This window comes from Arthrobacter sp. FW306-05-C (genome assembly GCF_021801725.1).
Lineage (GTDB): Bacteria > Actinomycetota > Actinomycetes > Actinomycetales > Micrococcaceae > Arthrobacter.
This window is the reverse complement of the sequence record NZ_CP084556.1, coordinates 870,184-889,018: the sequence shown is the minus strand read 5'-3', so window position 1 is coordinate 889,018 and position 18,835 is coordinate 870,184. Positions and strand designations below refer to the sequence as shown.

The following is an 18,835-nucleotide window of genomic DNA, read 5'->3' as shown; positions in this document are numbered from 1 at the left end:
TGGCAGCCTGGCCTTGGCGGGGCTGCCGGTTGCAAAACTGGCTCTGGTAAGAGTCCATTCGTTGGAGTACCATCTGATCACCGCCGGCTTCCCGATGGAGTCCGGCGGGCCACATAAGTCGTCAGCCGGAGGTCGTCGGATGGCCTTACGGCGACGCTGCCCGGGACCAGCACCCCAGACAGCCAACGACGGCGGCACCCAACTTGGGTGCCGCCGTCGTCGTTTTTCCGGGCTGGCCGGTCAGGTGCTTTAGCCCTGGTACATAGGGTAATCCGTGTAGCCAGTGGCGCCTTCTGCGTAGAACGTGGACGCATCAGGCTCGTTGAGCGGGAGGCTTTCCTTCCAGCGGCGGGCAAGATCCGGGTTGGCGATCGCAGGCCGGCCCACAACCACCGCGTCGGCGTGGCCCTCAGCCACCAGGTTCACGGCTTCTTCCCGGGTGGTGATGACGCCGAAGCCGGTGTTGACCAGGAAGGTGCCGCCGAAGCGCGTGCGGAGGTCCTGGACGAGTTCACCCGTGGGTTCGTGGTGCAGGATGCTCAGGTAGGCGAGGCTGAGCGGCGCGATGCTGTCCACGAGGACTTCGTAGGTGGCGCGGACGTCAGCGGCGTCGGTCTCGGCGATGCCCTGGACGTTGTGCTCGGGGGAAATCCGCAGGCCCACGCGGTTCGCGCCGAGGGCTGCCACCACTGCGTTGACGGTTTCGATCACGAAGCGTGCGCGGTTTTCGGGGGACCCGCCGTAGCTGTCCGTCCGGATGTTGGAGTTCGGCGCCAGGAATTCGTGCAGGAGGTAGCCGTTGGCCGAGTGCAACTCCACGCCGTCGAACCCTGCCTCGATGGCGTTCAGCGAAGCGTTGACGATTTCCTGGATGACCAGGGGGAGTTCGTCGGTGGTCAGGGCGTGCGGGACTGGGTACGGCTGCTTGCCGGCAGGCGTCCGGACAATGCCGTCAATGGCTACGGCGCTGGGGCCGACGATGGGCAGGCCACCGGTGATGTCAGGGTGGGAAACCCGGCCGCCATGCATGATCTGGGCAAACATGCGCCCGCCTTCGGCGTGCACTGCGTCAGTAACCTTCTTCCACCCGGCGACCTGTTCCGGAGTGACGATCCCGGGCTGTCCCGGGTAAGCCTGCCCGACGGGGGTGGGGTAGGTGCCCTCGCTGACGATGAGGCCCAGGGAAGCGCGCTGGCGGTAGTGCTCGACGAGGAGCGGTCCCGGAATGCCCTTCTCACCCGCGCGGAGGCGGGTCAGCGGTGCCATCACCAGACGGTTGGGAAGTTCAAGTTCGCCGAGGGTGAGCGGGGAAAACAGCATGCGCAGTTCCTTTCGAAGGCTGAAGACGTACTGCCTCTGCCAACTGTGGGGCGCATGCAACTATTCCGGCACAGCACCGAATGCGACGGGGATCACAATCCTGCCTTAACCTGGGTCCGGCCTTACCGGGTGTCGGCACCCGGGCAACCCTGCCCCTGTGGATTGGTGTTGCAGTCGTCCGCGTAGTTGCGGGTGAGCGAGCGCCAAACGCTGACGGTTTGCGGCGGTGCGTTGAACTGCCCCTGACCCGGGATGGGCAACGGCGGGCCGGAGTTCACCGAATAGGTGCCCTGGAAGGTGGTAGTCATGACCACCTGGAAATCCCCGGTGGATGCGTAGGCGTGGCTGGTCCGGGTCTTTTCACCCCAGCGGTCCTGCGGCAAGGGCCCTCCCATGGACGGTTGAGGGCCGAAGACCGTGCCGTCACCGTAGTTCCACGTGTACTGCACGGGCGTAGCCACCACGTGAACCTTTTGACCGAACATGGTGATCTCGAACTGCTGCTCCACCGCCTCCGCGTAGATGTTTGTCTCGGCGCCGCGGAGGGTGTTCGGGCTCGGCTGCGCCGTAACTTTCCCTGCGTTTACCGGAAGGTTCTGGAACTGCCGCTGGATATCCGCGGCGATGCGAGGCAGGAGGTCCTCGGGCTTCGCGTCGAAGAAACACGTCGGGCCCGAATGATATGCCCAAGTTGGGTTAGTGATCCCGGCAGGGGCTCGGTACCAGACCACGGGGATTCCGTCCTCGCCCTCAGGACCCCCCTTACACGTCAACTCTCTGCCAAGACACGGTGTGGCGAACTCTCCTCCATCTAGGTCGCATTGGTATTCGTACTTGTACTGGTACGGATCAGCAACGGTCTTGCCATCCTCATCCTGTTCGAAGACACCGGTTGAAGGATTTGGTCGCCAACTGCCCCCGAGAGTGGCGCCGTTACCGCCCCACCCTGACCCTATTGAAGGCGACTCGTCTTCGGCTGCGGCCGGAGAAGGAGCCGAAACAAGTACTAGGCCCATCAGAATTGCCAACAGCGGACGAATCAACTCGTCAAGCCTCTTCATCACTTGACCATGTGCTCGACCGTTTGAGCCTTCCACCCCTGACCGACGTAGGCCGCCACGACGATGTCAGGTGTCGTCGGCAGTGCGGCGACTCGCCCCTTCACGCTCCCGTCAGATAAGTGGTAAGCAATAGCCTCCTGCTGGACTTGCGCAATGGCTTGGTAGGTGGATGGTTGAGACATAACGAAGTTACTGTCGACAGCATCAACGGTGATACGACCACCCTCCAGCCACCGGCCGCGTGTATGCCAGTCCGTGACCTCTTGCTTTACCTTCTTGCAGCTGGCGCATGCTGAATCCGAGATCGATTCGAGCACAGCGGCGTCTCCAGTCTCGTATGCGTAACTCAGCGCCGAGTACCAATACCTCGTAAATGCCTCGAGCCCTTCCTTCGTCTCCGTCTTAGCCACCTCGGGCAGGACGGGAACCGGGACGTTCTGGGCTGGGCCGGATGCGTCGGCCGGCTGGTAGACAGCACTCGATGTCGGGGTGGGAGTGGGCGTGGCGGTGGCGGTGGGTGTCTCGGCGGACACGGGGGAAGAAGTGCCGCCCGGACCCGGAGAACCGCCCGAGTTGCAGCCAGACAAAGCCAGAGCAAGTCCAACAACGAGGGCGGCCGCACCGGACTGCACCGTGCGTGGCGAAACAAGAGCGCGGGACGAAAAGAAGTTCTGCGATGTCATGGGCCGCTATTCCCCCAGTAGTTTCAAGACGGCTTGCTCCGGACAGTGAGTTAAGGGTAGCCCACGTCACAAGTCGCTGAGGAAGTTATCCACAGGCAGAAGGCCCCCGATGCATTGTCTACCATCCGAAACACGACAAAAGAAGTCATAAAGGAAGCCGGCGCACAAAGGTGCGCCGGCTCCCAATCAATAAACTTCTACTTCTGGGCGGGAAGCACCAGCTCCCCCGTCTTATCAGTCGACAAGGCGAGCGAAGAAACATACTGAGCGCCGCCGTCGGACGCGTCCTGTGCGGAACGCACCATGTCCGGACGCTCGAACTCCAGGCCGGTTACGTGGCACAGGAGTTTGGCGTCGCTGGGGTTCCCGTCGGCGTCGAACATTGGCAGGTCGATCCCGTCGTCAACACGCCGCAGGTAGAACCGCCCGCGGGTCAACACGGCCAGGACCGGCGGCAGCACGAGCGCCAGGCCCACCGCGAAGATCGGCGAGTAGGGCTGGATGGCGGCACCGAACGCCCCGAAGAACACCGCGATGGAAACGCCTGCGGACACCAGCATGGACACAAACCCCACCGGGTTCACGGCATACAGCATGCCGCGGCGGAACTCCGGCACCTTGGGCGAAATCTTGAGCAGGTACTTGTTGATGGCGATATCGGACGCCACCGTGACCACCCAGGCCATGGCGCAGTTGGCGTAGAACCCGAGGATGGTGTTCAGGAAGTCGAACATGTTGGCTTCCATCAGAACCAGTGCGATCAGCAGGTTCACCACCACGAACACCATCCGCCCCGGGTACGTCTTGGTGATGCGCGTAAAGGAGTTGGTCCACGCCAGCGAACCGGAGTACGCGTTGGTGACGTTGATCTTGATCTGGGAGATGACCACCAGCACCACCGCCAGCGTCATGGCCAGCCACGCCGGCATCATCTCCTGATACACGCCCAGGAACTGGTGCACCGGCTCGTTGGCGGTGGCAGAGGCGGCGGGATCCAGGGAAGCGATCAGGTAGATGGCGATGAAAAGGCCCACGATCTGCTTGATGGCCCCGAAAATCACCCAGCCCGGCCCGGCCAGGATTACGGCCCGCCACCAGGCGCCCCGGTTGGCGGCGGTGCGCGGCGGCATGAACCGGAGGTAGTCGATCTGCTCGGCGATCTGCGCCATCAGGGACAGGCATACCCCGGCGGCCAGCATCACGGATGCAAGCTTGGGGCCGCTGTCACCGGACTCGCCGGTGTAGGCAAAGAAGCTGTTGATGCTCTCGGGGTGCGAGATCAGCAGGTAACCCACGGGCACCACCATCAGGAGCAGCCACAGCGGAGTGGTCCAGACCTGCAGTTTGGCCAGGGTGTTCATCCCGTAGATCACCAGAGGAATGATGATGACGGTGGACGCGGCGTACCCCAGCCACTGCGGAATCCCCAGTCCCAGCTCCAGCCCCTGCGCCATGATGGAGCCTTCCAGCGCGAAGAAGATAAAGGTGAAGGTGGCAAAGATGACGTTGGTGACCACCGATCCGTAGTAGCCGAAGCCGGAGCCGCGGGTGATCAGGTCCAGGTCGATGTTGTAGCGGGCCGCGTAGTAAGCCAAGGGAAAGCCTGTTGCGAAGATGACGATGGCGGCCACCAGGATTCCCAGCAGCGCGTTGACCGTGCCGTAGGAGATGCCGATGTTGGCTCCGATGGAGAAGTCCGCCAGGTAGGCGATGCCGCCCAGCGCGCTGGTGGCCACCACCCCGGCGCTCCACTTGCGGTAGGAGCGCGGCGCGAACCGCAGCGTGTAATCCTCAAGGCTTTCCTTGGTGGCGTTCAGTGCCGCGCTATTGCCCGCTGTCGGGGTTGCCGGAGAACGTCCGACGACGGCGGCATCAGCAGGTGCCGCAGGTTCCAGCAGTTGCGTTGTTTCTGTGTCGTTGCCCATTGGGTGCGTCGCTTTCTTTCGCATTCAGCCGTGATGACTCTGCATGCGACGCTATCCAGCCGGAAAGACAACGCGGTCACAGGCCTGTTTCCGAAGTGTTAAGCCTTGACGGAGGTGTCACAAAGGGGCGGGAATTGCGGGTCCAAAGCCTCTGGCGCATTTCTACTTGAGGTAGAACAATGGCCGCATGATGTTTGAACACGCGGACGGCAATCCCGTCCTGGAACTCGATGATGAGCAATCGTGGCGTCTTCTGGCCGCGACGCAGCACGGGCGGCTGGTGGTCTCTGTAGCGGGGGAACCCGACATCTTCCCCGTGAACTACGTGACCTCGAACCGGAAGGTCTATTTGCGAACCGCCCCCGGGAACAAGCTCGCGCAGCTGACCATCAACTCCAAGGTGCTGTTCGAAACTGACGGCATCCTGTCGCAGGAGGCATGGTCCGTGATCCTTCGCGGGACCGCACGGGTCCTCAGCAACTCGGCTGAGCTTGCGGCCATCGAGGAACTCGGCCTGAAGACCTGGGTTCCCACCCTGAAGGACTTTTACGTGGAGATTGAGCCGAAGTCCGTCAGCGGCCGCCACTTCGTGTTCGGCGAACAACCGGAACGGGAAATCTAGGGACTCCTAGACTGGAGGAATGGCGGACAAGCCCACTGCAGACAAGCTCACCCCCGAGCAGCGCAGCTGGAACATGTCCCGGATCCGTGGCAAGAACACCAAGCCCGAACTGCTGGTGCGCGGGATCCTGCATGCCAAGGGCTACCGGTATCGCCTGCACGGCAGGTCCGGCGGCACCAAACTGCCGGGCAACCCGGACCTTGTCTTCGCCGGGCGGCACAAGGTGATCTTCGTGAACGGCTGCTTCTGGCATTTCCACGACTGCCGGGTGGGCCTGCACGCACCGAAAGCCAACGCGGAGTTCTGGGATGCGAAGCGGACCCGGACCCGCGAGCGCGACGCCGGCCAGCGCCGGCAACTGGAAGACGCCGGCTGGGAAGTGTTGACCGTCTGGGAGTGTGAGCTGAAGGATCGTTCAGCCCTCGAGTCCCAGTTGGTGCACTTCCTCGAAGCCGGCGCCTGACAGATAGCTGGCGGAGCCTGACAGTTGAATGGCACCTGACGGCTGGATCTTGAGCCAATCTTTAGCTGTTTCCGTCACCGTCCTTGATCCTGGACAGGCAGGATGGACGGGTTGCCGCGATCAGGCAGCCCACACTGGCGGTTTCGGAGCAGCTATCCCCTATCCCCTAGCTTCTCCGGGCCAGCAGTGCGGACTTGAAGGCGGACGCCGACGAGTCGCTGCTGTTGATGCGCCAGTCTGTTTCCTTCTGCATATGGAACCAGACGAAGCCCATCACATCCGGCTGGGCAGCCAGGTAGGACACCAGGTCCGTGTTCCAGGAAGCCTTGAAACCACCCAGCTCGCTGGAGGCCGTCTCGGCAATCAGGACCGGCTTGCCCGGTGCCAGGCTGCGGAGCTGGGAGATGCCGGGGGCAAAGAGATCCACCGGGGAAACCCAGCTGCTCCAGGTTTGCGAGGTGCCCCAGTTGTAGCCGTCCAGGGCCACAATGTCCACGTAGCCTGCGCCCGGGTACAGGCCGGCCAGGTCAGTCGAGCCCCAGTAGGGCACGTTCGGCGACCATACCCACTGGACGTTACTGGCACCCGTAGCGGCAACAACATCGTGAACATGCCGCCACGCAGCCACGTACTCTCCCGCCTGGTTTCCATTGACGCCTTCGGCCCACGGATACCAGTTGCCATTCATTTCGTGCGCGAAACGCAGCATGACCGGCTTGCCCCAGCCCGCCAGGGACTGGCCCCACTGGCTGATGTACGCATCAAAGTCCCCTGCGGTAATCCGTGCCAACGAGTAGGCGGGCTGATCCACTCCGCCTCCCCATGCCCACGGCTCCCAAGTGACCAAGGGTGTGGCTCCGCGCGAGCGGACGGCATCCAACTCAGTGATCGGCGGGGCCTGCAGGAAATCCTTGTAGCTCATCACCACGGAAGGGATTTCCCCTGCCAGGCTGGCCACCTCGTCCAGCTCAGTACTGGCCAGCGGTCCTCCCGGCGTTGCCACCCCGAAGCGCAGAGGGGCTGAACTGATGGTTGGCGCAGGTGCGGCCGCTGGAGCGGGAGCCGCCTGCACCACAAACGTTGCTGACGCCTTGATGGACGATGTCTTGGCAGTAATGGTGAGGTTTCCGGTGGATGCGGCCGGAATGGTGATGCCGGTGCTGAAAGCGCCGGTCGATGTGGTTTGGAACGTGAAAGTAGTGGAACCCACGATCACTGTACCCGTGGTGGCGGCTTTGAACCCGGTTCCGGTGACAGTGACGGCGGAACCGGCGGGACCGGACGCCGGATTGAGCGTGATTTGCGGTGTGGTGGCTGCGCTGGCCGGCTGGACGATGGACAAAGCCAGCCCGGCCCCGATTATGAGCGCGACAAATAAGGTCCTAAGTGTTCGGAACACGGCAATCTATCCCCAGATTGAAAAGGCGGCTATGGCCGCTGATGACGTCAATGCGAAAAAGCACTGGCATCGATCCTATGGCCCAAAAACCGCAGTCCCATCAAGAAAACCACAATTCTTCCCGAGTCTTCTGCGAGGTTGCGGGAACGGTCCTAACCTGAAACAGAACAAGATCCCCCGCCTAAACACCCTGTTTTCGGGTCCCCAAATCCAGCAGAAAGGAGTGTCGTGAGCACGTCGGATGATGCGCCAAGGCCGCTGGTGGACCAGTCCGTCCTGGACCGGCTACGGGAAGAACTCGAGGAGGAAGAAGGCTACAGCCGGATCTTCGTTGGGAATTTCATCGAGTTCCTGCCGCAACGGCTGGGCCGGTTGCGGCTTGCCCTGACTACCGGCGACCTGGACGGCTCCATGGACGCAGTCCTGAGCCTTAAGACCTCAAGCCAAATGGTGGGCGCCGAGCGCTTGGCCGGCCTGGCCCTGGAACTCGAGAACGAGATCCGCGCCGAAGCCCGCCACGCTGACATGGCGGTGGCGTTGCCCAGGCTGGCCGCCACCTACCTGCGACCCATCACCCAGTGCAGCAGGCAAACCATGCATCGGTTGCAGGCTCAGTGCTGTCCCGGCGCCAAACGGTAGCCCACCCCGCGGACCGTCTGCAGCCACCGCGGCTGCTGCGGCGAGTCACCCAGCTTCTTGCGCAGGTTTCCCATGTGGACCTCCACGGACCGTTCGTCGGCCTCGCTGATGTAGCTGCCGACGTCGTAATCCTCATCCCGGAGCCGCCGCACCAGGTCCGATTTGGTGCGGACTGTCCGGCCCGCTTCCAGCAGCGCGTACAGCAGTTCGAACTCGGTGCGCGTCAGGTTCATCTCTTTGCCGTCGACGGCGACGGTCCGCGAGGCGTAGCTGAGTTCCAGGCCGTTGTGGCTGAAGTTTCCACGCTCCGGGTGGGCCGCGCTGTCCGGGGAAGCATCAACGGCAACGTCGCCGGGGTCGGGAACGGACCGCGGCCGGCGCATCATGGCCGCAACCCGCGCCCGCAGCTCCCGCGGGCGGAACGGCTTGGTGAGGTAGTCGTCCGCGCCTGATTCCAGCCCGATGAGGGTGTCCAGTTCCTCGGTCCGCGCCGTGAGCATCACGATGTAGGCGTCCGAAAACTCGCGGATCTGCCGGGACACCTCAAAACCGTCGATGTCCGGCAAGCCCAGGTCCAGGGTGATGACATCAGGATTCAAGCTTTTGGCCATCAGGACGCCCTCGGCGCCGCCACTGGCGACAGTGACGTCAAATCCAGCCTGGGTCAGCACAGTGCGAACCAGTTCCCGAATGTCGTGGTCATCCTCGATGACCAGACCCACACGTGCCTCACTCATAGAGCCCCCTCAGTGCCAACGTCAGAAGTATAGCTGGCTGCGGATATCCTGCTGGTATGGTCTCGCACAGCCCGACGTCCGCGTCTTCCGCGCCATGATCAACCCCACGGCCTGGTCTTCCGGACGGCTGCGTTTTTTCAAGCGGCCCTTCCATGAATACCGGCTGTCCGACCGGGTGGCCCTGAGCCAAATGCCGCTGTTCGTGACCACGATCCTGACCGCCCTGCTGGTGTGGGCGTTCTTCCCGGTCACCATGAACAACCCCTTGTTCGTCGCGTTCCTCATCTCGCAGCTGGCCATCATGGCGCTTTGCTACGTCATTCCATGGGAACGGCTGCCCTACACCAGCTTCCTGGCCATCCCACTGCTGGACTTCGTTTCCATCGCGGCGGGCAGGGAGGGCGGCCAGGAAAGCCTCACGGGGATCAGTCTGCTGGCGGTGTTTCCGGTGATTTGGCTCTGCGCCTCCGGATACTACCCTCGGGCTGCCTTGTGGCTGTCCTTCCTGGGGCCGCTGGCCATCATCTGGGTTCCGTTGCTCCTGAAAGGCGACTACACCCCGCAGGACTTTGCCCGCTCCCTGCTCCTGCCCGTCATGATGCTGGGCATCGGAGTGTCGGTCAGCGTCCTGACCTTGAGCATGATGCGCCAGCAGAAGGAGCTGGAGGACAAGGACGAGCAACTTCGGGCCAGCCTGCGCACCAGCAAGCGCCAGGAATCGCTGCTGAACACCATCCTGGACACCGTGCACCTGGGCGTCCTGGCGGTTGACGCCGACGGCCATGACATCCTGATGAACCGCAAGCAGCGCGCCAATCACGAACTGGCCCGGCCAAAGAACATCGCGGATCCCAACGAGTCGCAGCTCTTGGTCTTTGGGGCAGACCGAAAAACCCTGATCCCCGTCCAGGAGCGTCCGGTACGGCGCGCCGTCCTGGGAGAGACCTTCACCGATTTCCTGGTCTGGCTCGGCGAAGGGAACGACCAGCGGGCACTGGTGACCACGGCACGCGCCATGAGGGACTCCGACGGCAAGTTCACCGGCTCAGTGATCGTCTTCAGCGACGTAACTGACCTGGTCAACGCGCTCACCGCCAAGGATGACTTTGTCTCCAGCGTCTCCCATGAATTCCGCACCCCGCTGACCTCCATCCTTGGCTATGTGGAGATTCTGCTCGCCGACGAACCGGAGGAACCGCAGCGCGAAATGCTGGAAATCATCCGCCGCAATTCCGAGCGGCTCCTGACCCTGGTTTCGGACCTGCTGTCCAGCCGGAACGGCCAGCTGATCGTCACGCCGCACCCCGTGGATGTCGCCGACCTCGTCCGGAACAGCGTGTCCTCGGCAATGCCCCGGGCGGCAGCGGCCGGCGTCGAACTGCGGGCCGAAACCCCGGAGCAGCTGGAGGCCCACGTGGACAGCGCGCGCATCTCGCAGGTCCTGGACAACCTGGTGTCCAACGCCATCAAGTACTCACCGGACGGCGGCAAAGTGGTGGTGTCGCTGGCGCGGGAGGACGGGCACCTGGCCTGCCGCGTCGCGGACACCGGTATGGGAATGACCCCGGAGGACGCCTCCGAGGTGTTTGCCAAGTTCTTCCGCACCAGCAGCGTCCGGCGCACCGCCATCCCCGGCGTGGGCCTGGGGCTGCCCATCAGCAAGGCGATCGTCGAGGCACACGGCGGCACCATCGACGTGGAGAGCACCCTGGGCAAGGGAACAACCTTTACGTTCCGCGTGCCGGTCTGATCCCCGCCTGCACCCTAACCTCGCAGGCTCGGCCAGGGAGCCCGGCAGGCGTGGGCCGACCGACGGCGGGCTGCCGGGCGCATCAGCCGTTCCGGGCTTGGCGGACCACTTCGCCCCATGACTGGCGGGCGAGTTCCTGGACTGAGGCAAGGATGCCCGACGGCGGCTGGCTGAGGTCCAGCGGGAACTCCACGATGTCGATGTCGGTGTTCAGGATGCGGCGGAGTTTCACTTCGCCCTTGCCTGCATAGATCACCCAGGCGGTGGGCACGGCCAGCGCGGTGCAGTGGGCCAGCATCTGATAATGGTCGGCCGTCAGGGACGCCCCTGCATCAGATGCCGCCCGGTACTTCGTGTTGTAGGCCACCACGGGGCGCCCGCCCAGCAGGTGGACCGCATCCGGTCTCACGGAGAGCCGGTCGGAATCGCGCACTGCCTCGCTGAGGAGCGTATTGTAGCGCAGCCGGAGCTCACCCGGGTAGGCCGCCATGGCGCTGCGCAGTGCGGTTCCCACGAAGTCCTCGAACACCTGCGCCATGTCCACCACGAACGAAGCCGTCCGCTGCCTGCCCTCACCGGCTTCCGCGGACGCGTTGCGCAGGATCAGGTCGGCCAGGCGCAGCACGGCGTGATAGCGCAGGTTCATCCTTGTTGGCTTCCACGGCGGCACCGGGGCGCCGGCTGGAAGGCGCGTGACGCCGTCGAGCTTTCCCTTCAGCTGGCGCAGCCGGCCCAGCACTTCGGGCCGCACCCCCGGCACCTGCCCCATCCGCTCGAGCGCGGCGCGCAGGATCCGGTTTTCGGCGATGTCCTCGGTGAACTCGTCATAGGAGACCTCCAAGGGAACCAGCATGCCCGGGCGCCGGGAGATCTGGTCCGAAATCCGGATCCGCCCCTTCACGGTCCGCAGGGACTCATCCACAGTGAGGTAGCCCTGCAGGAGGCCGCGACCCAGGGCGCGTTCAGCCAGCTGCGCCAGCGACTCGGCCAGCGCGCTCCACAGGTCCCGGTCCTCGGTTGCCGCCACCAAATCCGGCCGGAAGCCCTGCTCCCCCGCGTAACTGAGCAGGAACAGGAGCCGGCTCAGTCCCAGCCGGTCCTTGGGCCGGACGTCGAGCTGGACCGTGGCAGTGCGAACGGAGCCCACCTTGCCCACCGGCTCGATCCGGTACAACCCCATGCCCATCGGGGAAGCTTTGGCCAGGCCGCTGGAGTTCAGGACGGAAGCGCTTGGTGCGTCCAGCCGTTCCACCAGGCCGCTGGACAGCTCATCGAGGACCAGGTGGCGCACCGCACCGGTTGAAGTGCCGGCCGCCCGCGGATCAGCGCGCTGCAATGCGTCCCAGCAGCTGGTCCAGCCCGAACCGTTCTTCCAGCTGCGCGCGCGTCAGCTGGCCGTGGTAGTGCTCCGCCAGCAGCGGCATCAGCTCGTACTTGAAGATCCGTCGCAGCCCGGCAGGGGTCTGGGCCGCGGGCTTCATGAAGTACGACGGCCCGATCATCAGGTCCCGGTCCCACTCATCGATGGCCCCGTTCAGCGCGTCCAGCAGCAGCGCCGGGGTGGTGTCCAGCTGGCGGGCCTCAAGGAACCTCAGCAGCGACCCCTTCACCGGTTCCGTCTTCGGATGCAGTTCGATGAAGGAGAACCGGCGGCGGATGGCGGCGTCCATCATGGCGATCGACCGGTCCGCCGTGTTCATGGTGCCGATGATGTACAGGTTGTCCGGCAGCGTGAACGGCTCGTTGGGGCTGTACTGCAGGTAGATCCGGTCATCCCGGTACTCCAGCAGGAAGTACAGCTCGCCGAACACCTTGGCCAGGTTGGCGCGGTTCATCTCATCGATGATCAGGAAGTACGGCTTTTTCTCGTTCCCGGGCTTGGCGGCTTCCTCAGCCAGCCGCCGCAGCGGACCCGCCACCAGTTTGAAGGACACCTGCCCGTCGTCGGTCTTGTCCGGCCGGTAGCCCTCGAAGAAATCCTCGTAGGCGTAGGACGGATGGAACTGGACCAGCTTGACGCGTTCGTCCGTGGTGTCGTCCGCCAGCTCGGCCGCCAGGTGCTTGGCCAGGTAGGTCTTGCCGGTGCCGGGCGGGCCGTAAAGGACCAGCTGCCGGTTCTCCTCCAGCAGATCGGCGATCTCCTGCAGAGGTTCCAGCTCCATGTGCAGCGACGCGGCGAATTCCTGCGTCAGCGGACGGAAGCCCTCCTGCACAGGGAGGACGACGGCGGCAGCGTCGGTATCGCCGTCGGGCTCGGTTTCCGCCTCGGCGGGGAGCAGTGCCTGCAGCGCCTGCACCACCCGGGTGGCGTCCACCACGATGCCGGGGGTGGCCAGCTGCCGCTGGACGTGCCGGGGAAGGCTGGTGGTGGCGTGCCCGTCGTCGAACCAGCGCACCTTGCGCCGCAGCCGGCGGTTGTCGTCGTTGTACTCGGGCTCCCCCAGCACCCCGCCCAGCCGCACCGTTCCGGCGTGCTGGTAGAGCACCAGGTCGCCGGGCTTCATGACGGTCAGGAACGCAAACACGGCGGTCTTGGTGTCCTCTCGCTCCACGTAGCCCAGGTGCTTGTAGTCCTCGTCAACGGCGTGCTGCACCACGCCGGCGGTGACGCCGGGCTCCAGCAGGCGGAGGTGTTCGACGTCGAGCGTCACCTTCTCCTCGCCATGCCAGGCGGTAAGCAGCTCGGCGTTGTCGCTGTGCGTCCGGAGCAGCCAGGCACGCCGCCCGGGGTCGCCCACCTTGCGCCACTGGCTGACCAGTTGGCGGGAGTACCAGTCGATGCGCTGGCCCGCCTGTTCGTCCAGGTGCAGCCGGACACGGTGGATATCGGCGGTTATGTCCTCTTCGCTGTCTCCCCTGGCGCCGCCCACGAGCGACGCAAAGGCATCCCGGATTTCCTGCCGTTCCACGTCCGCCACCACCGGCTCGAAGTAGCTGGGCCAGGCCAGGAACTCGATGCTGCGCCGGATGGCCGGCTGGTCATCCGGCGTGGATGCGGCGAGGCGGTGGAACTGCAGCGGGTCCTTGAGGGCTGCCTGCACTACGCTGGCCGGCCGCTGCGCGACGTTCCGGACGAACCGGCACAACCACTTGAGGTGGTCCCAGATGGTCCAGTTGAATTCGGCGGTGCGGTCGCGGATGACACCGTGGTCCGTCATCCCGGCGTACAGCTCTTCGGGCAGTTCCAGCGGTGGCTCCAGCCAGCCTGCGGCCTCCGCCACCCGGGCGCGCTTGACCTTCAGCGACTTCACCTCGTGTGCCAGCGGAAGGGACTGCAGGAAGAGCAGCTCCACGGCCAACTGCTTGGCCCCGCGGGTGGCACCCTCCAGGTTCTCGCGGAGGTTGGTCATCATCGGCGCCTTGGAGTCAGCGATGCCCCGTTCCAGCCGGTCAAGCAGCTCGGCGGCAGCCGGAACGGACCACGTCCTGGTGCGGCCGTCCAGGGGTGACGCCTTGCCCTGCAGGCCCGACCCCAGCACGAACCACGCCGCATCCTCGATCTCCTTGGAGATGCCGAGGGCGCGGGTCATGGCAACAGTGGCAGTGGGGGTCATGCCCCCAAATTTACAGGGTCAAGCTGGGCGAACGCTCCACGGTGGCTGAACCGGGCACCGCCAGGCCGGCTATTTTCCGGCAGCGGAGTGCTTCCTTCCGAAGATGAAGTAGCCCATGGGCCCGATGAAGTTAACGAAGGACGCTGCCCGCCACGCAGCCTTCGGCCCGTTGATCTGGTCGGCAGGGCGGTGGGAAATGTCCCGCTGGGCGGCAACCAGCAGGGATACCTGGACGATCGCGGTGAGGATGGTGCCCACCTTCCTGCCCGGCGACATCTCCTTCCAGGTCTTCTTCTTCCGTGAGGCGCGGGTCTTGTTCTTGGCCATCGGGCTTCCTTTCGCTGTAGGTAATGGTCCAGTTCAGTGTTTCCAGTCCACTGGTTTCCGGGCAGTCCTGACCAGAGTCTTAGTGCCTGTAGGGAGCCATCCGTTCTTTTTGCTCCTGGGTGAGCCGTTGCACGCGACCCGTGGCTTCATCAACGAAGGCCAGGTGGCTGCTCGCCTTCACGCAGTCCTCCCCGGTCACGGGGTCCTGGACCACGTAATGGATGTCAAAGCTGGCGCCCTTGACGGCGCCGATCCAGACCTGGACCAGGGCCGGAACGTTGCGGTACTCCAGGGTCCGGACATAGCGGATCTTGTGGTCAACGATCAGAGCAAGCGTGCCCTCCGGGACATCGTTGAACAGCGACACCGGGGGCTCGATACCGGGACGACCTGTACCCCGCGGTGGCCCAAAGGCTGCGATCCGCGCTTCCTCCAGCATCCGCACGATCTGGACGTTGTTGATGTGGCCGTAGGCGTCCATGTCGCCCCAGCGCATCGGGACAAGGACCTCGATGCGCTGGCCACCGTGCGCGCTCAGCTGCGCACCGCCGTCGAATCATCCAACGGCATTTCCCCGGCGTCCGCACCCGCGAACTGTGACATGTAGAGGCGGTGGTAGGCGCCGCCGGCGGCGAGCAACACCTGGTGGTTGCCCTGTTCCACGATTCGTCCGTTTTCCATGACCAGGATCGTATCTGCATCGCGGATGGTGGAGAGCCGGTGCGCGATCACAAAGCTGGTCCGGTCGGAGCGCAGTGCCGCCATGGCCTTCTGCACCAGCAGTTCGGTGCGGGTGTCCACGGAACTGGTGGCCTCATCCAGGATCAGCAGCGAGGGGTTGGCCACGAAGGCGCGGGCGATGGTGATCAGCTGCTTTTCGCCGGCGCTGACGTTGTTGCCTTCTTCATCGATCACGGTGTCGTAGCCTTCCGGCAGGGCGCGGACGAAGCGGTCCACGAAGGTGGCCCTGGCAGCTGCGATGACCTGCTCCTCTGTGGCGTTGAGGTTGCCGTAGCGGATGTTGTCGTAAATGGACCCGCCGAAGAGCCAGGCATCCTGCAGCACCATGCCCACCTTGGAGCGTAGCTCTGAGCGGCTGAGGTGGGTGACATCCACGCCGTCCAGCATGATGGAGCCGGAGTTGAGCTCGTAGAAGCGCATCACCAGGTTCACCAGGGTGGTCTTTCCGGCTCCTGTGGGGCCCACGATCGCCACCGTGTTGCCCGGCTCTGCCGTGAAGGAGAGGTTCTCGATGAGCGGCTTGTCCGGGGTGTAGCTGAAGGTCACGTTCTTGAAGTCCACGTGACCGTCGGTCTTGGCCGGCAGGTGTTCGGTGGCGGTTTCGGCGTCCTGTTCGTCGGCGTCAAGGAACTCGAAGACACGCTCCGAGGACGCCACCCCGGACTGGAGCATGTTGGCCATGCCGGCCATCTGGCCCAGCGGCTGGGTGAACTCGCGGGAGTACTGGATGAATGCGGTGGCATCGCCCAGGGACATGGCGCCGGAGGCCACGCGGAGTCCGCCCACCACCGCGATGCCCACGTAGCTGAGGTAGGACACGAACTGCATGACGGGGAAGATAATCCCTGAGACGAACTGCGCGCCGAAGCTTGCCTTGTAGAGGGCTTCGTTGCGTTCTTCGAACCGCGCCAGCATGTCCGCATCCCGGCCGAAGACGCGCACCAGGTCGTGCCCGGAGAAGGACTCCTCGATCTGGCCGTTCAGCGACCCGGTGTTCTTCCATTGGGCGGCGAACAGTTTTTGGCTCCGGGCTCCGATCAGGCCGGCGGCCACGCCGGACAACGGGAGGGCGATCAGGGCAATCAGGGCAAGCTGCCAGGAGACGATGAACATCATGATCACGATGCCCAGGACGGTCAGCACGGAGTTGACCAGCTGGGCGAAAGCCTGTTGGAGTGCCTGCTGGATGTTGTCGACGTCGTTAGTCACCCGGGACAGCACATCGCCGCGCTGCCGGTTATCGAAGTAGTTCAGCGGCAGGCGGTTGAGCTTGTTCTCGGTATCGTCACGCAGGCGGCGGATGACCTTCATGACGATGCGGTTCAGGACGTAGCCCTGCAGCCACATGAAGATATTCGCGACGAAGTACATCAGCAGGACAATGGCGATGAGCATGGTGAGCTTGTCGAAGTTGATGCCCGTGCCGGGCACCAGCTCCATGCGGGCCACCATGTCGGCGAAGTTGTCCTGGCCCTGTTGGCGCAGCCCGGCAACGAACTGCTCCTTGCTGGCTCCGGCGGGCAGCTGCTTTCCCACTACCCCGGCGAAGATGACATCCATGGCCTGGCCCAGGATCTTGGGCGCAATGACGTTGAGGACCACGGAGACCACCACCAGGCCCACCACCGCGTAGATACCCAGGGCTTCGGGCTTCAGCAGGCCCATCAGCCGTTTCGCAGATGGCCAGAAGTGCTCGGCTTTCTTGGCGGGCATGCCGCCGAACATGTCCCCGTCCGCTTCGGAGGGGGTGAACTCCTCCTCGAGGAAGTCGTCGTCTTCATGCCCGGCGCCGGCAGCCACCGCGGATTCGGGGGCGGCCTCTTCCACGGGGGCGGAGTCCTTCTTGCGGGGGCTCATGCCACTTCCTCCACACTCAGCTGGGATTCGACAATTTCCTGGTACGTGGGCGAGGTTTCCAGGAGTTCCTCGTGCGTGCCACGGTCCACGATGCGTCCGTTGTCCAGCACCAGGATCTGGTCGGCCTCGGTGATGGTGGAGATCCGCTGGGCCACGATGATGACGGTGGCATCCCTGGTAATGGCCTTGAGGGCGGCCCGGAGCCGGGCGTCAGTGGCCACGTCCAGGGCCGAGAACGAGTCGTCAAAGAGGTAGACGCGGGGTCTGGTCACGAGCGCACGCGCAATGCACAGGCGCTGGCGCTGTCCGCCGGAGACGTTGGTGCCGCCCTGCGAAATCCTTGCGTCCAGCCCGTTCTTCTTCTCGCGGACAAAGGACTCGCCTTGGGCTACCCGAAGGGCATCCCAGAGTTCCTGGTCCGTCGCCTCGGTCTTGCCGAACCGGAGGTTGTGTTCGATGGTGCCGGAGAACAGGTATGGACGCTGCGGCACCAACGCAACCCTCTTGGTGATCTCGGCGCGGTCCAGCCTGTCCACCGGGACACCGTCCAGCAGCACCTGCCCTTCCATGGGGTCATACAGCCGCGGCAGGAGGGACAACAGGGAGGTTTTCCCGGCGCCCGTGGACCCGATGATGGCGATGGTCTGCCCCGGGTGGGCGGTGAAGCTGATGTTGCTGAGCACCGGAGACTCGGCGCCCGGGTAGGCGAACGTGACGTTTCGGTATTCCACCGCTCCGGTGAGAGTGGCCGGAGCCTGAGGCTGCTGGGGATCGTGGATGGAGGGCTCGACGCCGAGCACCTCGCCGATGCGGTCAGCACAAACGGAGGCGCGCGGGATCATCATGGCCATGAAGGTGCCCATCATGACCGCCATCAGGATTTGCAGCAGGTACTGCAGGAACGCGGTGAGCGAGCCCACCTGCATGGCGCCGGCATCCACCCGCTGCCCGCCAAACCAGAGCACTGCCGCCGTGGACAGGTGCAGGATCATGCTGATGGCCGGAAACATCAGGACGAACAGGGCTCCGATGCGGAGCGAGACGTCCGTCAGTTCCTTATTGGCCCCGCCGAAGCGTTCGGTCTCGAACGGCTCACGCACGAAGGCCCGGACCACCCGGATACCGATGATCTGCTCGCGCAGCACGGCGTTGATGCGGTCGATCTTCCGCTGCATGGACCGGAACAGCGGCATGAGCCGGACCACCAGGTAGCCCACCACCACGGCCAGCAGGGGAACGGAGACCCAGACCAGCCAGGACAGATTAATGTCCTCGCGCAGCGCCATGATGATGCCGCCGATGCACATGATGGGGGTGGCCACCATGAAGTTCAGCCCCATGAGGAGGAGCATCTGCACCTGCTGGACATCGTTGGTGCCCCGGGTGATCAGTGTGGGCGCGCCGAACGCGTTGACATCCTTGGCGGAGAAGCTGGTGACCTTGCGGAACACCGCATGGCGCAGGTCCCGGCCCACCGCCATGGCCGTCCTCGAGCCGAAGTAGACGCCGGCGATGGCCGCTGCCACCTGGGCGAAGGCCACCAGGAGCATCACCGCGCCGGTGCGCCAGATGAAATCGGTGTCGCCGCGTGCCACGCCCTCGTCAATGATTTGCGCGTTCAGGCTGGGCAGGTACAGCGCAGCGATGGTGGCCGCGAGCTGGAAAATGACGACAGCCAGGATGTACGGCGAATACGGTTTGGAGTAGCGCCGTATGAGGGTGAGGAGCATGGACTCAACTCTAGTGATGGGCACCGA

General features: G+C 64.3%; 16 protein-coding genes. 4 read left to right on the top strand and 12 right to left on the bottom strand.

Annotated elements, in window-relative coordinates:
- Positions 1 to 249: 249 nt before the first annotated feature.
- From LFT44_RS04165 to LFT44_RS04150, 4 genes are all read right to left on the bottom strand, one after another.
- Entirely contained in the window at positions 250 to 1,320 is a 1,071-nt protein-coding gene (locus LFT44_RS04165) for an alkene reductase (RefSeq protein WP_236801250.1), read from the bottom strand.
- A 122-nt stretch (positions 1,321 to 1,442) separates the two neighbouring features.
- Positions 1,443 to 2,051 (bottom strand): PKD domain-containing protein, encoded by a 609-nt coding sequence (locus LFT44_RS04160; RefSeq protein WP_236801249.1) that lies wholly within the window; start codon positions 2,049 to 2,051, stop codon positions 1,443 to 1,445.
- Between the two features lie 329 nt (positions 2,052 to 2,380).
- On the bottom strand, positions 2,381 to 2,914 hold the full coding sequence (locus LFT44_RS04155) for a DUF6318 family protein (RefSeq protein ID WP_236801248.1): 534 nt from the start codon (positions 2,912 to 2,914) through the stop codon (positions 2,381 to 2,383).
- 347 nt (positions 2,915 to 3,261) lie between these two features.
- Positions 3,262 to 4,989 (bottom strand): purine-cytosine permease family protein, encoded by a 1,728-nt coding sequence (locus LFT44_RS04150; RefSeq protein ID WP_236801247.1) that lies wholly within the window; start codon positions 4,987 to 4,989, stop codon positions 3,262 to 3,264.
- A 187-nt stretch (positions 4,990 to 5,176) separates the two neighbouring features.
- On the opposite strand from LFT44_RS04150, the gene LFT44_RS04145 reads away from it, so the two are divergent.
- On the top strand, positions 5,177 to 5,611 hold the full coding sequence (locus LFT44_RS04145) for a pyridoxamine 5'-phosphate oxidase family protein (protein ID WP_142130942.1): 435 nt from the start codon (positions 5,177 to 5,179) through the stop codon (positions 5,609 to 5,611).
- Between the two features lie 19 nt (positions 5,612 to 5,630).
- A complete protein-coding gene (locus LFT44_RS04140) occupies positions 5,631 to 6,074 on the top strand; it encodes a very short patch repair endonuclease (RefSeq protein ID WP_236801246.1) in 444 nt (147 codons plus the stop codon).
- Between the two features lie 166 nt (positions 6,075 to 6,240).
- Here LFT44_RS04140 and LFT44_RS04135 read toward each other — a convergent pair whose 3' ends face one another.
- Entirely contained in the window at positions 6,241 to 7,422 is a 1,182-nt protein-coding gene (locus tag LFT44_RS04135) for a glycosyl hydrolase (RefSeq protein WP_442863688.1), read from the bottom strand.
- Between the two features lie 279 nt (positions 7,423 to 7,701).
- On the opposite strand from LFT44_RS04135, the gene LFT44_RS04130 reads away from it, so the two are divergent.
- A complete protein-coding gene (locus LFT44_RS04130; protein ID WP_236801244.1) occupies positions 7,702 to 8,112 on the top strand; it encodes an Hpt domain-containing protein in 411 nt (136 codons plus the stop codon).
- On the opposite strand, the gene LFT44_RS04125 is transcribed toward LFT44_RS04130, so the two are convergent.
- The gene (locus tag LFT44_RS04125) at positions 8,085 to 8,849 is read right to left on the bottom strand and encodes a response regulator transcription factor (RefSeq protein WP_236801243.1); all 765 of its coding nucleotides are present in this window, start codon (positions 8,847 to 8,849) and stop codon (positions 8,085 to 8,087) included. The two genes, LFT44_RS04130 and LFT44_RS04125, sit on opposite strands and share 28 nt — an antisense overlap.
- Before the next feature lie 94 nt (positions 8,850 to 8,943).
- Here LFT44_RS04125 and LFT44_RS04120 point away from each other — a divergent pair, with 94 nt between their 5' ends.
- Entirely contained in the window at positions 8,944 to 10,599 is a 1,656-nt protein-coding gene (locus tag LFT44_RS04120; RefSeq protein WP_236801242.1) for a sensor histidine kinase, read from the top strand.
- Between the two features lie 82 nt (positions 10,600 to 10,681).
- Here the strand turns inward: LFT44_RS04120 and LFT44_RS04115 are convergent, their stop codons facing one another.
- From LFT44_RS04115 to LFT44_RS04090, 6 genes are all read right to left on the bottom strand, one after another.
- Positions 10,682 to 11,935, bottom strand: a complete 1,254-nt coding sequence (locus LFT44_RS04115) for an McrC family protein (RefSeq protein ID WP_236801241.1) — start codon at positions 11,933 to 11,935, stop codon at positions 10,682 to 10,684.
- Entirely contained in the window at positions 11,922 to 14,153 is a 2,232-nt protein-coding gene (locus LFT44_RS04110; RefSeq protein ID WP_236801240.1) for an McrB family protein, read from the bottom strand. The genes LFT44_RS04115 and LFT44_RS04110 overlap by 14 nt, the downstream gene beginning before the upstream one ends.
- Positions 14,154 to 14,222: 69 nt before the next feature.
- Positions 14,223 to 14,480 carry a PLD nuclease N-terminal domain-containing protein gene (locus LFT44_RS04105; RefSeq protein WP_236801239.1) on the bottom strand — a complete coding sequence of 86 codons (258 nt, stop codon included), beginning with the start codon at positions 14,478 to 14,480 and terminating at the stop codon, positions 14,223 to 14,225.
- Between the two features lie 79 nt (positions 14,481 to 14,559).
- Positions 14,560 to 14,976, bottom strand: coding sequence for an acyl-CoA thioesterase (locus tag LFT44_RS04100; protein ID WP_236801238.1), 417 nt, complete (start codon positions 14,974 to 14,976; stop codon positions 14,560 to 14,562).
- Positions 14,977 to 15,014: 38 nt separating this feature from the next.
- A complete protein-coding gene (locus LFT44_RS04095; protein ID WP_272910879.1) occupies positions 15,015 to 17,078 on the bottom strand; it encodes an ABC transporter ATP-binding protein in 2,064 nt (687 codons plus the stop codon).
- Positions 17,075 to 18,808 (bottom strand): ABC transporter ATP-binding protein, encoded by a 1,734-nt coding sequence (locus tag LFT44_RS04090; RefSeq protein WP_236801237.1) that lies wholly within the window; start codon positions 18,806 to 18,808, stop codon positions 17,075 to 17,077. The genes LFT44_RS04095 and LFT44_RS04090 overlap by 4 nt, the downstream gene beginning before the upstream one ends.
- Between the last annotated feature and the right edge of the window lie 27 nt (positions 18,809 to 18,835).

What these genes read in the sequence shown, in the direction of transcription:
- LFT44_RS04150 (WP_236801247.1), bottom strand. Translation starts at nt 4,989, where the DNA reads ATGGGCAACGACACAGAAACAACGCAACTGCTGGAACCTGCGGCACCT.
- LFT44_RS04105 (WP_236801239.1), bottom strand. Translation starts at nt 14,480, where the DNA reads ATGGCCAAGAACAAGACCCGCGCCTCACGGAAGAAGAAGACCTGGAAG.
- LFT44_RS04090 (WP_236801237.1), bottom strand. Translation starts at nt 18,808, where the DNA reads ATGCTCCTCACCCTCATACGGCGCTACTCCAAACCGTATTCGCCGTAC.
- LFT44_RS04100 (WP_236801238.1), bottom strand. Translation starts at nt 14,976, where the DNA reads ATGCGCTGGGGCGACATGGACGCCTACGGCCACATCAACAACGTCCAG.
- LFT44_RS04145 (WP_142130942.1), top strand. Translation starts at nt 5,177, where the DNA reads ATGATGTTTGAACACGCGGACGGCAATCCCGTCCTGGAACTCGATGAT.
- LFT44_RS04120 (WP_236801242.1), top strand. Translation starts at nt 8,944, where the DNA reads ATGATCAACCCCACGGCCTGGTCTTCCGGACGGCTGCGTTTTTTCAAG.
- LFT44_RS04110 (WP_236801240.1), bottom strand. Translation starts at nt 14,153, where the DNA reads ATGACCCCCACTGCCACTGTTGCCATGACCCGCGCCCTCGGCATCTCC.
- LFT44_RS04165 (WP_236801250.1), bottom strand. Translation starts at nt 1,320, where the DNA reads ATGCTGTTTTCCCCGCTCACCCTCGGCGAACTTGAACTTCCCAACCGT.
- LFT44_RS04125 (WP_236801243.1), bottom strand. Translation starts at nt 8,849, where the DNA reads ATGAGTGAGGCACGTGTGGGTCTGGTCATCGAGGATGACCACGACATT.
- LFT44_RS04140 (WP_236801246.1), top strand. Translation starts at nt 5,631, where the DNA reads ATGGCGGACAAGCCCACTGCAGACAAGCTCACCCCCGAGCAGCGCAGC.
- LFT44_RS04095 (WP_272910879.1), bottom strand. Translation starts at nt 17,078, where the DNA reads ATGAGCCCCCGCAAGAAGGACTCCGCCCCCGTGGAAGAGGCCGCCCCC.